The organism is Duncaniella muricolitica (assembly GCF_910574735.1).
In the GTDB taxonomy this organism is placed as follows: Bacteria; Bacteroidota; Bacteroidia; order Bacteroidales; family Muribaculaceae; genus Duncaniella; species Duncaniella muricolitica.
On record NZ_CAJTCF010000086.1, the window covers coordinates 1 to 15,739 of the forward strand.

A 15,739-nucleotide genomic window follows, 5' to 3' on the forward strand; every position below is an offset into this window, starting at 1 on the left:
TAAGTTTTTTTATAATGAACGATTTGGCGATTCATTTGTATTTGATAATTCGTTATATTAACTTAAGTTTCAACTACTTCTGTAATTTTTACCGAATCATTGATATATGTATACATTAGAGAAACGATAAAAGTAATGATTTTTTCACATCCCGACCCATAAGCATTATCGTATTTACCGATTGCAGCTATCGAAAAAAACATCAATACTCATCAATCCTTTCGCGGCTCCCGATTGTACTTTTGTATATGCAAATGAGAACAAGCAACTTTTTAATGATCCAAGTCCTATGACACACCTTATGTATTTTTGGTATATAACCGTCGGAATCGTCCTTCTGACATTCCTTGTAAATTTCATCCACTATCTGGTGTCGCACAAACGGAGCCGCAAGCACCATCATCTCATAGGCCTCTCGCGCGAACGTGACATCTTCTATATACCGGGCGACAAACTTGAAGACGATGAATTTGACGAATAACCCTCCTGTTCAGTCCTCTTGTCAACTGGCCGATGCGGGCGACTTCATAGCCGACTACACGGCATGGCTGTGGGGATGCGGAGCCACCTGCATGCGCATCGAAAAAAACTCGGGCCGCATAGCCCGCGCCCTCGGCTATGACATATGCATCACCATTATGCCAAAGCACATAAGCCTCACCCTCAAAGACTCCGTTACCGGCTCGCAGGCCACGTATCAGCGTCAGATGGTGACATGCGGCATCAATTTTGACCTCAACACCCGTCTGAGCAGCCTCAGTTGGAAAATCGCCGACAGGAAACTATCCTACTGTCAGGCCAAGGCTCTCTTTGACAAAATCATAACCACCCCCTACTCCACCACTCAGCTCACAGTGCTGCTCACATCGCTCGCCAACGCCTCGTTCTGTCGGTTGTTCGGAGGCGATGCCGCCGCCATGCTGGTGGTGTTTGCGGCGACCTTCGCAGGCTTTGAGTTGAAACATATCCTCCTGAAAGCCCGCCTTGACGTGCGTCTTGTGTTTATGGCCTGCGCGTTTATCTCGACTGTAATCGCCACAGGCGCGCAACTCTTCGACTGGGGCGACACCCCGGGCACTGCCATAGCCACAAGCGTGCTCTACCTCATCCCGGGGGTGCCTTACATCAATTCGGCAAGCGACCTCATCGACCGTCATTACCTGTGCTCGCTGAGCCGTTTTATGGACGCCTGCGTGCTGACGGCATGCCTGTCTATCGGCATGTGTGCCGGACTTTCGCTCATGGGCATAAATCACGTGTAGTCTATGGAACATTTACTTCTACAAAACATTCTTGAGGACGGATTCTTTGCTGCGATGGCTGCCATCGGTTTTTCGAGCATCAGCCACACTCCGGCCCGCACATTCATCATATGCGGACTCGCCGCAGCCGTAGGCCACGCGCTGCGCTATGTCATGATGTCGCCATGCCTCGGCAATATCAATATCATTCTGGCCAGCACGGCCGCGGCCTTTGCCATCGGACTCCTTGCCGTGCTCCTCGCCCCGGTGGTGAGAGTGCCGGCCGAGGCTTGTCTTTTCCCGTCGCTGCTGCCGATGATTCCGGGCATGTATGCCTACCGCTCCATCGCGGCTCTCATATCGTGTGTCAGCAGCCCGTCGCCCGACAATATAGGCAGCCTCTACAGTCTTGCCTTCAACTCCACCACCTGCCTGCTTATTATTCTGGGCATGGTCATTGGTGCCAACATCCCTATATTCCTGTTTAAAAAGATTTCTTTTCAGGCTACTCGCTGATTTTTCGTACCTTTGCCTCCATGGAACTCCGTCAGATAAAATATTTCGTAAAAGCCGCCGAACTGCTCAACTTTTCCGACGCTGCCCGCGCGCTCAACGTGGCGCAGAGCACACTGTCGCAACAAGTGAAGCAGCTTGAGGACGAGCTCGGCATACAACTCTTTGAGCGTCACGCCCATGCCATAAGCCTGACCGAAGCCGGACAGGAACTCCTCCCCTATGCGCGGCGCACGGTGTATGACGCCGACACATGCATCGCACGCATCAACGACCTCTCCAATCTCGCCTCTGGCTCTCTCAACATAGGCGTGACCTACTCGTTCAGCCCCATACTCACCGAGACCCTCATAGAGTTCACCCGCGAATACCCCAACGTACGGCTCAATATCTTCTACAAACCGATGGCCGAGCTTATGGAGATGCTCCAGTCGCGCTCGGTCGATTTCGTGCTGGCGTTCCGTCCATCGGTAAGAATCGAAGAGATAGAGTCTCACGTCCTGTTTGACAATCATCTTGCCGTCATCGTGCGCGATGGACATCCGCTTGCTTGCAAGGAGCGTATTGGCATCGCCGATCTGAGCCGTTACAATCTCGCGCTTCCATCCAAAGGCCTTCAGGCTCGCAATGCTTTTGACCATTATCTCTCGGCCAGGTCCGGACAGCTCGACATACGCATCGAGCTCAACGAGGTCAACATTCTGCTCGAACTCATCAAGCACAGCAACATGGTCACTGTCCTCGCCGAAGCCACCGTCTACAACCAGCTCGGAGTTAAAGCCATACCGCTCGACTTGCCATCCAACGAGATGGAAGGATGTGTCCACATGCTCCGCAACTGTTACCGTAAGCACTCGGCTCTTCGTTTCATCCATATGCTGCGCGAGTCAAACGCCGTCAAGGCCCGCGTACACGGATGGTTCACTTGACGGCGTCTGAGAGAGAGAGAGAAATATATTGACCGATTATTTTCTTACGCATTCGCGCTTGTCCCATACAGGATGAGCCGGGTCCTCGGCCACAAGTGCTTCGGCCAGGTCTATGCCGAGCGCGTCGGCCAGCATACGGCCATACTCTTCATCGGCGTTATGACACGCGCGCACGTGGCGTTGCTTGATGAAAAGCGGCACACCATCCATCTGTGCGGCAGTGTTGTCACACGTCGCTTTCTTGTCGTCATCGCTCATGAGACGCCACAACTTGCCCGGCTGGGTATAATAATCGTCATCATACTCGCGCTCGTCATAATTATACATCTCCCCATGCAGCTCCAGCGGAGGCTGCTTGAGCTCGGGCGAGTCCTTCCATTCGCCAAAACTGTTGGGCTCATATGATATTGTAGCCCCGAGATTGCCGTCGGTACGCATCTTGCCGTCACGATGATAGGAATGATACGGACATTTCGGCATATTGACCGGGATGAGATTACTGTTGACCCCGAGTCGATAACGCTGGGCGTCACCGTAGGAAAACAGACGCCCCTGCAGCATCTTGTCGGGCGACAGACCTATACCGTCGACTATATTCGACGGATTGAACGCCGCCTGTTCTATCTCGGCATAAAAATTTTCGGGATTACGGTTAAGTTCGAGTATACCCACATCACGCAACGGGAAATCCTTGTGATACCACACTTTAGTGAGGTCAAACGGATTGATGTGATACTCGCGGGCCTCCTCCTCTGTCATTATCTGCACTTGCAGTTTCCAGCGCGGGTAGTCGCCTCGCTCGATAGCATCGAAAAGATCGCGCTGATTCGACTCGCGGTCTTTGGCTATGACAGCCTCTGCCTCGGCATCAGTGAGATTTTTAATACCCTGGAGGGTGCGGAAATGAAATTTCACCCACACACGTTTATCATCCTTGTTGATAAAACTGAACGTGTGACTTCCAAAGCCGTGCATATGTCTGAACGATGCCGGTATGCCGCGCGGCGACATGGTGATGGTCACCTGATGGAGAGCTTCGGGCAAAAGAGTCCAGAAATCCCAATTGCTTGTGGGATTGCGCATACCTGTACGCGGGTCGCGCTTGATGGCATGATTGAGGTCAGGAAACTTCAACGGGTCACGCAGGAAAAACACAGGCGTATTATTGCCTACAAGATCCCAGTTCCCCTCATCGGTATAAAATTTCATCGCAAAGCCACGGATGTCGCGCTCAGCGTCAGCCGCGCCACGCTCGCCGGCCACAGTAGAAAATCTCACAAGACACGGAGTCTGCTTGCCTATCTTTGAAAATATCGAAGCCCGTGTAAATTCAGTGATATCGTCAGTGACAGTAAAAGTGCCAAACGCACCCGAGCCCTTGGCATGCATACGACGTTCGGGTATTACCTCACGGTCGAAGTGAGCTATTTTCTCAAGATACCAAGGATCACTTGCGGTCATAGGGCCCGGTCGGCCGGCAGTCTGAGCATTCTGGTTGTCGGCGATAGGGCGTCCGTTTTCAGCGGTAAGTCTTTTCTTATCCATACAATCATAATGGGGGCTAAAAGGTAAACAAATCATCATTAACAACAACAGCCCCGCCCCTAAAGTTTGCTCCAAAGCCCAAAGCCCATCCGCCCTATTTGCCCCATTCTCCCCATCCTCCCCCTCTCCTCGCGAAGCTTTGTCCCCGCTCCCGAGCTTCAGCTCGGACCCACAGCGCGGCGTTATCGCACCCCTTTCAGCCCCATCCCGCCCTATCTTTGCAGCCATGAGGCTCATCACCAAAAACACCCGTCACAAGCCGCCCGTCCCCGACATCTGGTGTCACGGATTCGCGCGTTATCTCGGCAGGCAGCTCACGCCGCCCGAGCGAGCCGTCATATCCACCCTCGAAAAGCAGCGGCATCATGGCCGTCCACGTCCGATAATGATCATCGACCGCGGCCATCGCGACTCCACAGCCATCCTCCGAAGCTACCTTGCCTATCGCCTCGCCACATCACCCAAAGGCGCGACAGCCATCAGTTGCACCCCCGACAGGCCACGCCGTCTCAAGCGAGAGCCAAGACTCCGCCACATCACCTACCGTCAGATTGACAGCATCCGTGGGAGCACCCCCGCATTCATGCTATTGCTCAACGCCCATCAGGCCAAGACCTTCTCACCCTTCCACCCTCAGCAACACAACTTCAAGCGAGTCTGCTCCGCCCTCTTCCCCATACTCGACGCCTCCGGCTTCCTGGTCATCCACCTGCATGCCGACCACATCCCCTCCCACGCCCCGGGCATAGCCGAATGTCCCTCCGACCCGCCCCGGTCACCCGATGACGCCTCCGTCGAGGAAGTCACCGTCATCACCATTCCGAGCCTCGAGGCCCTCGACAAGCTCCTGCTATCACTGCGACAGTGCGCAGCCCTTGTCTCGGCCCCGAGCCCAAGCTCGGCTCCCCCTCACCCGCTTTAGCGGTACGCCGTGCTCCGCAGCCCAAAGCTAAACCGCACGGCGAGCGTCCATTGACATTTTGACACCCATCCCCGGGCCCCTCATCGTTTTTTGGGCATTATATTCAATCTATACTGCACCGAAAAAAGCACATAACGCGGCAAAGCATTGGAATAGGAAATAGTTCGTCCGGAAGCATTTACCGCATAATTGACATTCGACAATTGGTGCAGCAGATCAAATCCGTCAGCCATAAACACCCACCGTCCGCCTCGCGGAGTATATGTGACACGCACATTCCATATGGCATCGGTCGTATCAAGATAGCTCAAGCCATACCCGCGACGCGTATAAAACATAAAATCCGTATTTATACCGAACCCACACGGAAGCACAAACTGCCCCAGCACCCCATAATTGAAATGACGTGCATTTATCGTATTGAAATCCTCGCGGCTGGATATCGTGTGACGCAACATCCCGCCTCCCGACAGTTGCACATTCTGCCGTCCTATCTGCCAGTCGAGTTTAAGATTTCCCGACGCCACATGATTGGTCACCTTTGACTGCTCCGGTACCGCCCGGTCGACACCTATCATATCAGCATAATTGGTTATACTGCCACCCGCATTCGCGCTCATGGTAAACTGTTGCCGGCGGCCAAACTGAAGCATGAACGAATCATTGACACTATAACTGCTGTTGCCGTCAACATTATACGTACTCGTATGACGCACGCCTGTGGTCGTATCATATGTATATCCCCTCACAAGAGCATCTGTCGTAAAAGAGGCCGAACCGCTGAGCGTATTACTCAGAGTCCTCCCGTCAGGCCTGTATATCCATTCTATATTATGAGTACGTATATATTCATTACGCAGGTCAGGATTACCAACGGCGATATTGAGCGGGTCAGCGTCATTGACCACATCCACCATATGCAGCAGGTCGGGAGTCTTGGTATTGTAATTAAAAGAGTATCTCAGTTCATTGGCATACGTCAGCCGTCTCCCCTTCGATATGGCACCCCATGAAAATATCGCACTTGCATCATATCGGGTCGCCACGGCCACAACAGAGCTTCGGGTCACAAGATAGTCCCGGCCGTCGCGCCAATAATCAAGATGGTCATGCTGTAATGAAATTTCAGGATGCAGTTGTATGAAGAGCTCAGTCTTCGGCCATATCTTAGGAAACCACGATAATATCGGTTTGACAGAGTGACGGTTCGTCATCAGACGTGAAGTATAGCTGTTAGAGGGGTCCATGACGGCAAGATATCCGCTCGGCACAGTCCCGTAGATGCCCATGTCGGCAAGCCGGTCAAGTGCATACATATACGAGTCCTTGTCGGTATTCTCAAAGCGGTAGCTGTAATAAACATTTAATCTCATTTTACCAACTGTGGTACCGTACTCCACCGTGCCGTCAAGCGTCAGCCGACGGTTAGGCGAATTGTCAAAATACTGTCTTTTAGTCACTGCCGCCACAGGGTCCGCCCCGTAATTGATATTATAGTCGCGCCACAGTTCCTCCTTGGCATCCTTATATTTGACACCAAACTGAAAACGCACAATGTCATTCGTCCTCGGTATCTTATAATTCAGAGTCGGAAAACACTGCACCTCCCATTCACGGCCATGTCCGTCACTGCGTGTGACCGAACGATTGATTACGGCTTCGAGCACCTCCGGCGACCCGTCGCTGTAAAGAGCCTCAAGCATCTGACGTGTCACACCGGCCTGTTCCTTGTTGAATGTTGCAGATATGACATCCGACATGCTCGACCGTCTTATATAACGGCCTGTCATCACATTCCAGAAATAAAACTTCTTCCATTCCAACGTCTGATAATTGCGTGTCTCAAGTTTCAGATTACTTGATTTTGAGTGACTGAAAGAGTTGTCATACGTATTACCGCCGCTAAGGAAATTAGTGCGGGCTACGGTATTGTAATTATTGTTGCTCGTCTCCTCAAAATTTACATATCCCTCTAACTTCCTGCTGTCGTCACGGTTTGAATGGTCATAGTTGAAAGCAGCCATCTTATAACGTTTCGTGCCCGAAGGCATCATCTCCGGAGTCCACGTATCACTCTTGCCTGGCTTACGGTTGTCGTTGAGATTATTGAAATTGCCTATCAGAGAATATCGGCTCAATGGCGTGAACCACGAGGCAAACAAGCGGCCCATATATCTTCCCTCCGTTCCATATCCGCCCTGCGCGTTTATTATCGCTCCCAGATTATATTCCTTCTTGAGCCTGACATCCATTGTCAGATGTTTCTCTTTCGTCGGGTCGTTCAGCCATTTTTCCTCATGAGTCTGTCCACGATACACCTCTACCGACTTCACTGTATAAGCGGCGATATTCTCCAGCATCAACTGATTGTTGCCGTCAAAAAACTTCTTGCCGTTGAGCAACAGCGACTCCACAAACTCACCGTTGATTTTTATCTGCCCCTCCTCGTTAAGTTCCGCGCCCGGCAACTGGCTTATGAGTGCGTCAAGCATCGAACCGTCTGAAAGCTGAAAAGCCGAAGCATTATAGACCAGCGTATCTCCTTTGTGATAAAACTTTATTTTTGACGCCGTGACAGTCACCTCGTTAAGTTTATGGGGTGCTTTTTGGAGAAACACTATAGGAATCTCACGCCTGTCTTCCCTTTTCCCGACATTTTCCACACGATAAGTGACCGTTTGGGTTATGTAGCCCGGACACTCTACATCAAACACATATGTCGAATCCTTGCGTTCAACCATAAACCCGAACCTGGCCAACTCGATAACTTCGCCATTCTTGTACGTACGGCCACGGTCTGCCTTGATGGAATCAATCCTGTTTCCGGCAGCATCATATCTCACCACCACAGCCGATGTCAGCTCGGTACCCAGCACAGCGTCCTTGACCCTGCCGGAGAGATAAAGCATGTCATCCTCCTTTCCGGACAGACTGAAACAGATAAAAAGTAACAATAGGCATGTGATGAAGCGATTCGGCTGTTTCATGATATTGGCATGTTTGGTGTATGTAAAGACATTTTCACACTGATGTTATCTGTAAAAAAAATTGTAACTTTGTGCCGTATATCCTATTGACGTTTTAAATTAGGGTTTGTTACATAATTTTTTCATTATTTTCATTAAAGCCTCTGCGATAACAAGAGGGTGTTTCATAACAATGGCTGATATAATAATGATCACAGGAGGCCAACGTTCCGGCAAAAGCCAATTGGCCGAAGAGATGGCTCTGTCTCTTTCGCCAAGGCCTGTATACATTGCCACCGCCCGTGTGTGGGACGACGAGTTTCGCCGCCGTGTGGAGTTGCACAAGCTCCGCCGTGGTCCGGAATGGACCACACATGAGGCTCCGCTCGATGTTGCATCAGTGTCGCTCGGCAAGGACGACACTGTGCTGTTTGACTGCGTGACTCTCTGGGCTACAAACTGGTTTTTCGAGTGTGGTGAGGACTCCGCCAAAGCTCTTGCCGCCATGAAAGAGCAGTTGGAACTGTTACGCGCAAAATGCCGGCACATTATTTTTGTCACCAATGAGATTGGATTGGGCGGTGTGGCTGAAAACGCCATGCAACGCCTCTTTACCGACCTGCAGGGCTACATAAACCAACACATCGCAGCTATGGCTTCGGAAGTCTACATGTCTGTATCAGGCATCCCTCTCAAGTTAAAGTAAGAGTTCAGCTATTTGTCCAAAACAAAAGAAACAACAAGTTAAAGCATCTGATTAACCACAACCATGAAACAATTTAACATCCAGCCGATTGATTATACTATAAAACAGAGTGCAATAAATAAAATAGACAATCTTACCAAACCTAAAGGTTCGCTCGGGCGGCTTGAGGAACTGGCTCTGCGCCTGTGCATGATACAGCACACTCTTTCGCCGCAACTGCGTCAGCCTCACAATGTGCTTTTCGCCGCAGACCACGGCATCATCGAAGAAGGCGTGAGCGTTTCGCCCAAGGAGGTGACGTGGCAGCAGTTGAGCCATTTCTCCAAAGGAGGCGCGGGCATCAACTTCCTATGCGACCAACATGGTTTCAGACTCGTGCTTGTCGACTCGGGCGTAGATTATGACATCCCGTCCGGCCACGGCATCATCGACATGAAAGTCAGACGTTCGACACGCAATTATCTCCACGAGGCTGCCATGACCGAAGACGAACTCGAACTTTGCCTCGAACGCGGAGCCAAAGTGGTCGATGACATCGCCGACTCTACCGGATGCAATATCATAAGTTTCGGCGAAATGGGCAGTGGCAACACATCTTCGTCATCGATATGGATGCACCTCTTCACCGGCATCTCCCTCGACAAATGCATCGGAGCCGGTGCCGGACTTGACTCGGATGGCATCCGACACAAATATGATGTGCTGTCACGGGCTGTCGCCAATTACTCTGGCGACGGAAGCGTGAAGTCGCAAATGGCATGGTTTGGCGGTTATGAGATGGCTATGGCTGTCGGAGGCATGCTTAGGGCGGCCGAGAGAGGCATGACAATAATTGTCGACGGTTTCATCATGACGAGTTGCATACTGGCAGCCTCGCAACTCCATCCAACGGTGCTCGACTATGCCATATTCGGACATCAGGGTGATGAATGCGGACATAAACTGATGCTTGAAGCCATGGGCGTAAAAGCATTGCTCCACCTCGACTTACGCCTCGGCGAAGGTTCCGGTGCTGTGTGTGCCTACCCGATCATCGAATCGGCCGTAAGAATGATCAACCACATGGATTCGTTTGGTTCGGTCAACGTCACAAAATACTTTTAGGATTACATGAACAGCCTGTTTTCTGCAATCATATTATTCACCCGATTGCCGTTGTGGCGATGGGTGGATATACCCCGGGAGAGCTACGACAGGGCTGTGGTCTACTGGCCGCTTGTCGGATGGCTCACAGGAGGATTATGCGCCTTGATTATTGTGCTTTGCCCTCCTTGTTGGGACATCAGCATAGTCGTGACGGTGGCTCTGCTCGCTCGTGTATTGCTCACCGGCGCGCTTCATGAGGACGGCCTGGCAGACTTCTGTGACGGTTTCGGAGGTGGTCATGACAAAGACCGCATACTTGCCATAATGAAAGACTCTCACATAGGCACCTATGGAGTGATTGGCCTGATACTCTATTACATGTTGGCCGTACGGGCTTTGTCGGCAATGCCGGCCTGGGTGGCCGGACTCGCAATATTAGCCTGCGACCCGTTTGCCAAACTATGTGCGTCCCAGCTCACCAACATTCTCTCCTACGCGCGGCCTGAAGGTGCTAAAAACAGGATTTCATATACACGCATGAATGCCGCACAGATAGCACTGCAGCTTGTGACAGGAAGTGCACCTCTGTTTTATCTGATATATAAGACCGGGCCATTGTTCGGACTCGCGGCAATAGCACCGATAGCCGTGTGCGCGTCACTGATGCTACTAATGCGCAGACGCATAGGCGGATATACCGGCGACTGCTGCGGGGCCACATTTCTGATATGCGAACTGTCGATGCTCCTCGCAGTCGACATAATCTGGTGGAGCGCACCATGAGACTCGTATTCATACGCCACACCTCGGTGGCCGTGGAGCGCGGTGTCTGCTACGGGCAATCCGACGTCCCGGTAGCCGAGACTTTTGAGACGGAGGCCGAAGCCGTAAAGATGCGTCTTGATGCATACCGATTTGACCGTGTATATTCAAGCCCGCTGTCACGCTGCATGAAGTTGGCGGCTTATTGCGGTTACAATAATCCAATTACGGATTCACGGTTGCTGGAAATGAATTTTGGCGAATGGGAAATGAAGAGATTTGACGAAATTACCGATCCAAGACTCCGTCTGTGGTATGATGACTATCTCAATGTTCAAGCCACCGGGGGTGAATCAGCCATGGAACAACGGGCTCGGCTGGAGGATTTTATCGCCGACCTGAGTGCCACATGCGACAGCGATGAGACTATCGCCATATTCTGCCACGGCGGCATAATAATACACGCCATGGCAATCCTTGGCCGGTTAGACTACACCGAGGCGTTCAGACACCAGCCGGGCTACGGTGCTATATCAGAATGGCACATCTGACAATCGCCGCAAGAGCGACCGCCATAAACTCGGCCACCCGATTGATGCGCGTGGCGACACGCATATCTTCACTTGTGAGCAGACGTTCGTTTGAGCCGATATACGGCTTATAGACAGTCTCGCCGAAATAGTCATGCGGACCGCCGAAACGGCAGTCAAGCACCCCGGCGAGAGCGGCCTCGGGATAACCGCTGTTAGGGCTGGCGTGTCGTGGCCCAAAGCATCTCACAAAACCAATCAGCCCCGGACGACCGGCCGCTATCACCATGAGCAGGGCCGTGATACGCGCAGGCAGCCAATTGGCCGCATCATCAATTCTCGCGGCCACCGTGCCAAACATTCGGTAACGCTCCGACCTATAGCCGATCATCGAATCAAGCGTATTGACCATTTTATAAGCCAGCATGCCGGGCACGCCCAACAGTGCATACCAGAAAAGCGGGGCTATCACGCCATCGCTCAGATTCTCGGCAAGCGTCTCAAGCGCGGCGGTGCGCACCTCATGGTCAGTAAGTGCGGCGGTGTCGCGACCCACTATCCTCGCCACCTGCCTGCGCCCTTCGTCAAGCGAACGGTCTGCGGCCTCAAACACCATCCTCACCTCCCTTATAAGGGTTGTGCCGGCAAGGCAGTAGAATATCAACACCGCCTCGACCATAATCCTTACCCACAGCCACGGTGAAAGCAGCCCGAGCAGCCACCACGACAATGTATAAGTTACGGCAATCAAGCCCACAGCTACCACTCCGCCCTTCAGTGTACGGTGCGATCCGTTGTTTAAATTATGTTCCAGGAAGGAGATCGCACGGCCAAAATACACTATCGGATGAGGCAGCCTCGCAGGATCGCCCCAAATAACGTCAAGCAACCAGCCGATGAGAAGCGGGAGCAGCAATATTACAATATCCATTTGGTTATAGCAGTTATGAGCATATCATTTTCGGCCGGAGACAATACCGCCACCCGGAAATGTCGCTCAGTAAGTCCATGAAAATTTGAAGCATCACGTATCAGCATACCATGCTTTGTAACAAGATATTCCTTGAGTGTGGCCGCCGTCCCACGCTCAAGACGGCAAAGCAACATATTACAGTCGGTCGGTTCTACATGTATTCCCATACCGACAAAAGCCTCCCCCACCCGCTCGGCCTCTCGGTGAAGCATCGAAGCATCAATCGGAAAATCTCCGATATGCCCAAGAAGATATTTCGCCCCTTCGATAGCCAACTGATTGACCGACCATGGCATACGCCTCGACTTAAATCGTGCCAGCAGCGATGGACACCCGACGGCATAACCTATACGGAGCCCCGGAATGGCAAAACGCTTCGTGAGCGAACCGAGCAGCACTAGATTGTGTCTCTCCACAGCCTCCCGATCGGTCACAACGGGGAGCAGAGTATAGTCGGCATAGGCTTGGTCGATAACAAACAATACGCGAGGATGTGAGTCGACAAACGACAACAGTCGGGCCTTGTCGGTAACACGGCCGGTAGGATTGTTGGGATTACACATCCACACAACCTCAACATCATCAGACACATCGTCAAGGCTGAATACATATTTCAGCCGATGGGAATACATCATACACGCATCGGCATATTCGCTGAATGTCGGAGCTATCACAGCCGATTGCCGGCCGGCAAGCTCACACGCCATGATATAGATTGCCTCGGTAGCCCCATTGGTCACCATCACGGCCTCCGGCCCGACCTCTTTGAGTGATGCCAATGCGGCCTCGACCGAGACCGGGACCGGCTCGGGATAACTGCGTATACAATCAGCGACATTGCATAGATGAGCCGTCAGGCCGCTATGGTCAAATCCGCCATAAACGTTAGTGCTGAAATTATACTTTATATCGCATCCGTAACGGTATGCGTCATCACCATGCCCCTCTGTCATTTTCGGCTCATTATTTTGTATAACAATGGGATGTCGAGATACTCCCTGAGCCACGCCGCCAAGGCATCATACTGTTGCTCCTTATAGGCCGCATAGTCGACGGCCACAGTCTCGGCCTTGTCAACATAAGGCCGAAGAAGATAATCCACCACAACCCGGTTGTCAAGAATACCATGTATATATGAACCGAAACACCGCTCGTCGGCCTGACAGCCATCCGGCAAGCCGCCTTCAATGACATTGAGCGGAGAGGCTCCGTCAGCAAGCGTGGTACGTCCCATGTGTATCTCGTAACCCGAACAACACTCCGAACGGTCGAGAAAGCGAAATTTCACCTGACGCGTCACCTTGCTGTCGGTCAGCACCGTGCGCACAGGCAGCAGTCCGAGTCCTGGCTGTAAAGTTATGTCACCCTCCACGCCATCCGGATCACACACTTCAAGCCCCATCATCTGATACCCTCCGCATATACCCACTATGGTCTTTCCTTCGCGTCGACATTCGGCTATTGCCGAGGCCAGTCCGCGACGGCGCAGATAATGCAGGTCCGAGAGCGTAGCCTTGCTGCCCGGAAGAATAATAATGTCAGCCTCACGAAGCTCTGAGGGATCGGCTGTATAATAGAGATTGACTCTCGGGTCGAGTTCGAGTGAGTCAAAATCGGTAAAGTTGGAGATATGCGGCACAAGCACCACGGCAACATTCACCTTGCCGTCCGCCACCGATGAGCATTTTGCCGCAAGAGCCACAGAATCCTCTTCCTCGACATGTATATGTGATGCGAAAGGCACAACTCCAAGCACAGGCACACCACATATCTCCTCCATCATCCGGCGGCCGGACTCAAACAGGCGCATGTCTCCGCGAAATTTGTTGACAATAATCCCCTTGATGCGCCGGCGGTCAGACTCATCCTGAAGCATTATCGAGCCATAGGCACTCGCAAATACTCCTCCGCGGTCGATGTCAGCCACAAGGATGACATCCGCATCGGCATATCGGGCCATCGACATATTCACAATATCACTCTCGCGCAGATTGATTTCAGCAATACTTCCCGCCCCTTCCATCACTATCGGATTATAGTCGGCCGAAAGCCTGTCAAAAGCATCTCTGACAACTTTACGCAACTCATCACGACCCTCCTTGCGAAAATATTCACAGGCATCGCGGTTGCCCACAGGTCGACCGTTGACCACAACCTGCGAAGTATTTTGCCCCGACGGCTTAAGCAATATCGGATTCATATCGGTGTGACACCTTATACCGGCAGCTTCGGCCTGCACCGCCTGTGCACGCCCAATCTCATAGCCCTCGGGGGTGACATAAGAATTGAGAGCCATATTCTGAGCCTTGAAAGGAGCCGGATGATAGCCATCTTGCATGAATATACGGCAAAGGCCTGTGGCAATAAGACTTTTGCCAACATCACTGCCGGTCCCGGCAAGCATTATAGGTGAAAGTTTTTCCATTATAGCGCGACGTTTATAGGCAAACGACGATAATATATTACACTTGATTTTATCAGTATAACGTTTTTTTACATGTACAAAGTTAACACTTTTTTCTCACAAACCTTTCCCAATCTATCCCGCCCGACGCACCACAACAGCCAATATCCTGATTTACAAGCCACATAAGCAAAATCACCCTCTCAAAGCCCACATCATATTTGTTAACAATGGTTAAACAAGCTGCAATTATTTGGCAGTTTAAAATAAACTCCCTACCTTTGCAACGCAAAAGAGGAAACGACCTAAGCAACACTCCTCTCAACGCAGAGAACATTAAAAAAATATCGAGTCTAACATTTGATAGACAAGCGATAGACAATCGCGAAAATAGCTCAGTTGGTAGAGCACAACCTTGCCAAGGTTGGGGTCGCGGGTTCGAGTCCCGTTTTTCGCTCAAAACCCTCGCATTCTCCCAACAGGAGATGCATCATCCAAATGTCCGGGTGGTGGAATTGGTAGACACGCTACTTTGAGGGGGTAGTGGCCGAAAGGCTGTGTGAGTTCGAATCTCATCTCGGACACTGTAAAAATCCGCAAGTGATTGATTTAAATCCTTGCGGATTTTTCCTTTTTTATTTTGTTCCCCCTTGCCCCATTCTTCCTGACATAAGCGTCCGCAGGCATCCGCAACCGCACAGACCCCACGCATGCCACTCTATATCGGGTCAGCGGATTTTTCCGGTGGAGCGAGCATGGGCGCATTGTGTCAAGGGATAATTAATACCCCCCCAAATTCTGCCTGACATACGCGTCCGTAGCATCCCATGCATGTCACTCTATATCCCGCAAGGGCGTCCGTAGGACGCAGATTTGATATTAACTGGGTACACCGAAGCGCAGCGGAGGTGTGCCCGGTTACTATATAATCTGCGTCCTACGGACGCCCTTGCGGGATATAGAGTGGTATACATGGGATGCCTGGGGACGTGTATGTCAGGCAGAATTGGGGCGGGTATTGATCTGTGATGCACCGTAACTTCGGCTTGGTCCTGTTCGGGTCAAGCCGAAATGGCGGTGCATATGTTAAATTTGGCAGTTAGAAGTGTTAAATTTTTAGGCGTAGAGTTTGACCAGTCGGAATATGAAGAAGTCTCGGTCC

Annotated in this window: 14 protein-coding genes and 2 tRNA genes; 11 read left to right on the forward strand and 5 right to left on the reverse strand. The window is 51.6% G+C overall.

Annotation, left to right across the window (positions count from 1 at the left end):
* The first annotated feature begins 289 nt into the window (after window positions 1-289).
* From QGT73_RS14855 to QGT73_RS14870, 4 genes are read left to right on the forward strand one after another with little or no spacing between them, the layout of a single operon-like run.
* Window positions 290-481: a hypothetical protein gene (locus tag QGT73_RS14855; RefSeq protein WP_148070570.1), complete on the forward strand. Its 192-nt coding sequence runs from the start codon at window positions 290-292 to the stop codon at window positions 479-481.
* On the forward strand, window positions 465-1,262 hold the full coding sequence (locus QGT73_RS14860) for a threonine/serine exporter family protein (RefSeq protein ID WP_280122934.1): 798 nt from the start codon (window positions 465-467) through the stop codon (window positions 1,260-1,262). Before QGT73_RS14855 ends, QGT73_RS14860 begins: the two co-directional genes overlap by 17 nt.
* A gap of 3 nt (window positions 1,263-1,265) precedes the next feature.
* Window positions 1,266-1,757, forward strand: a complete 492-nt coding sequence (locus tag QGT73_RS14865; protein WP_123618216.1) for a threonine/serine exporter family protein — start codon at window positions 1,266-1,268, stop codon at window positions 1,755-1,757.
* Window positions 1,758-1,777: 20 nt separating this feature from the next.
* Window positions 1,778-2,683, forward strand: a complete 906-nt coding sequence (locus QGT73_RS14870; RefSeq protein ID WP_280122935.1) for a LysR substrate-binding domain-containing protein — start codon at window positions 1,778-1,780, stop codon at window positions 2,681-2,683.
* Between the two features lie 36 nt (window positions 2,684-2,719).
* Here QGT73_RS14870 and QGT73_RS14875 read toward each other — a convergent pair whose 3' ends face one another.
* Complete coding sequence (locus tag QGT73_RS14875; RefSeq protein ID WP_280122936.1) at window positions 2,720-4,228, reverse strand: catalase; 1,509 nt, start codon at window positions 4,226-4,228, stop codon at window positions 2,720-2,722.
* Between the two features lie 226 nt (window positions 4,229-4,454).
* On the opposite strand from QGT73_RS14875, the gene QGT73_RS14880 reads away from it, so the two are divergent.
* A complete protein-coding gene (locus tag QGT73_RS14880) occupies window positions 4,455-5,150 on the forward strand; it encodes a hypothetical protein (protein ID WP_280122937.1) in 696 nt (231 codons plus the stop codon).
* Window positions 5,151-5,230: 80 nt separating this feature from the next.
* On the opposite strand, the gene QGT73_RS14885 is transcribed toward QGT73_RS14880, so the two are convergent.
* On the reverse strand, window positions 5,231-8,137 hold the full coding sequence (locus QGT73_RS14885) for an outer membrane beta-barrel protein (protein WP_280122938.1): 2,907 nt from the start codon (window positions 8,135-8,137) through the stop codon (window positions 5,231-5,233).
* A gap of 172 nt (window positions 8,138-8,309) precedes the next feature.
* Between QGT73_RS14885 and cobU the strand changes: the two genes are divergently transcribed.
* The 4 genes from cobU (at window position 8,310) to cobC (ending at window position 11,221) form a co-directional block, all read left to right on the forward strand.
* The gene (gene cobU, locus QGT73_RS14890; RefSeq protein WP_280122939.1) at window positions 8,310-8,822 is read left to right on the forward strand and encodes a bifunctional adenosylcobinamide kinase/adenosylcobinamide-phosphate guanylyltransferase; all 513 of its coding nucleotides are present in this window, start codon (window positions 8,310-8,312) and stop codon (window positions 8,820-8,822) included.
* Window positions 8,823-8,885: 63 nt separating this feature from the next.
* Window positions 8,886-9,926, forward strand: coding sequence for a nicotinate-nucleotide--dimethylbenzimidazole phosphoribosyltransferase (gene cobT / locus QGT73_RS14895; RefSeq protein ID WP_280122940.1), 1,041 nt, complete (start codon window positions 8,886-8,888; stop codon window positions 9,924-9,926).
* 6 nt (window positions 9,927-9,932) lie between these two features.
* The gene (gene cobS / locus QGT73_RS14900; RefSeq protein WP_280122941.1) at window positions 9,933-10,691 is read left to right on the forward strand and encodes an adenosylcobinamide-GDP ribazoletransferase; all 759 of its coding nucleotides are present in this window, start codon (window positions 9,933-9,935) and stop codon (window positions 10,689-10,691) included.
* Complete coding sequence (gene cobC, locus QGT73_RS14905; protein ID WP_280122942.1) at window positions 10,688-11,221, forward strand: alpha-ribazole phosphatase; 534 nt, start codon at window positions 10,688-10,690, stop codon at window positions 11,219-11,221. Before cobS ends, cobC begins: the two co-directional genes overlap by 4 nt.
* Here cobC and cbiB read toward each other — a convergent pair.
* The 3 genes from cbiB to QGT73_RS14920 are packed head-to-tail and all read right to left on the reverse strand — an operon-like array spanning window position 11,199 to window position 14,601.
* Window positions 11,199-12,131: an adenosylcobinamide-phosphate synthase CbiB gene (gene cbiB / locus QGT73_RS14910; RefSeq protein WP_280122943.1), complete on the reverse strand. Its 933-nt coding sequence runs from the start codon at window positions 12,129-12,131 to the stop codon at window positions 11,199-11,201. The two genes, cobC and cbiB, sit on opposite strands and share 23 nt — an antisense overlap.
* Complete coding sequence (locus QGT73_RS14915; protein WP_280122944.1) at window positions 12,119-13,126, reverse strand: aminotransferase class I/II-fold pyridoxal phosphate-dependent enzyme; 1,008 nt, start codon at window positions 13,124-13,126, stop codon at window positions 12,119-12,121. The genes cbiB and QGT73_RS14915 overlap by 13 nt, the downstream gene beginning before the upstream one ends.
* Window positions 13,123-14,601 carry a cobyric acid synthase gene (locus tag QGT73_RS14920; RefSeq protein WP_280122945.1) on the reverse strand — a complete coding sequence of 493 codons (1,479 nt, stop codon included), beginning with the start codon at window positions 14,599-14,601 and terminating at the stop codon, window positions 13,123-13,125. Before QGT73_RS14920 ends, QGT73_RS14915 begins: the two co-directional genes overlap by 4 nt.
* 360 nt (window positions 14,602-14,961) lie before the next feature.
* Here QGT73_RS14920 and QGT73_RS14925 point away from each other — a divergent pair.
* Both QGT73_RS14925 and QGT73_RS14930 read left to right on the forward strand, forming a co-directional pair.
* Window positions 14,962-15,034: transfer RNA gene (locus QGT73_RS14925), tRNA-Gly, on the forward strand.
* 43 nt (window positions 15,035-15,077) lie between these two features.
* Window positions 15,078-15,161 (forward strand) — tRNA-Leu (locus QGT73_RS14930).
* Window positions 15,162-15,739 lie beyond the last annotated feature (578 nt).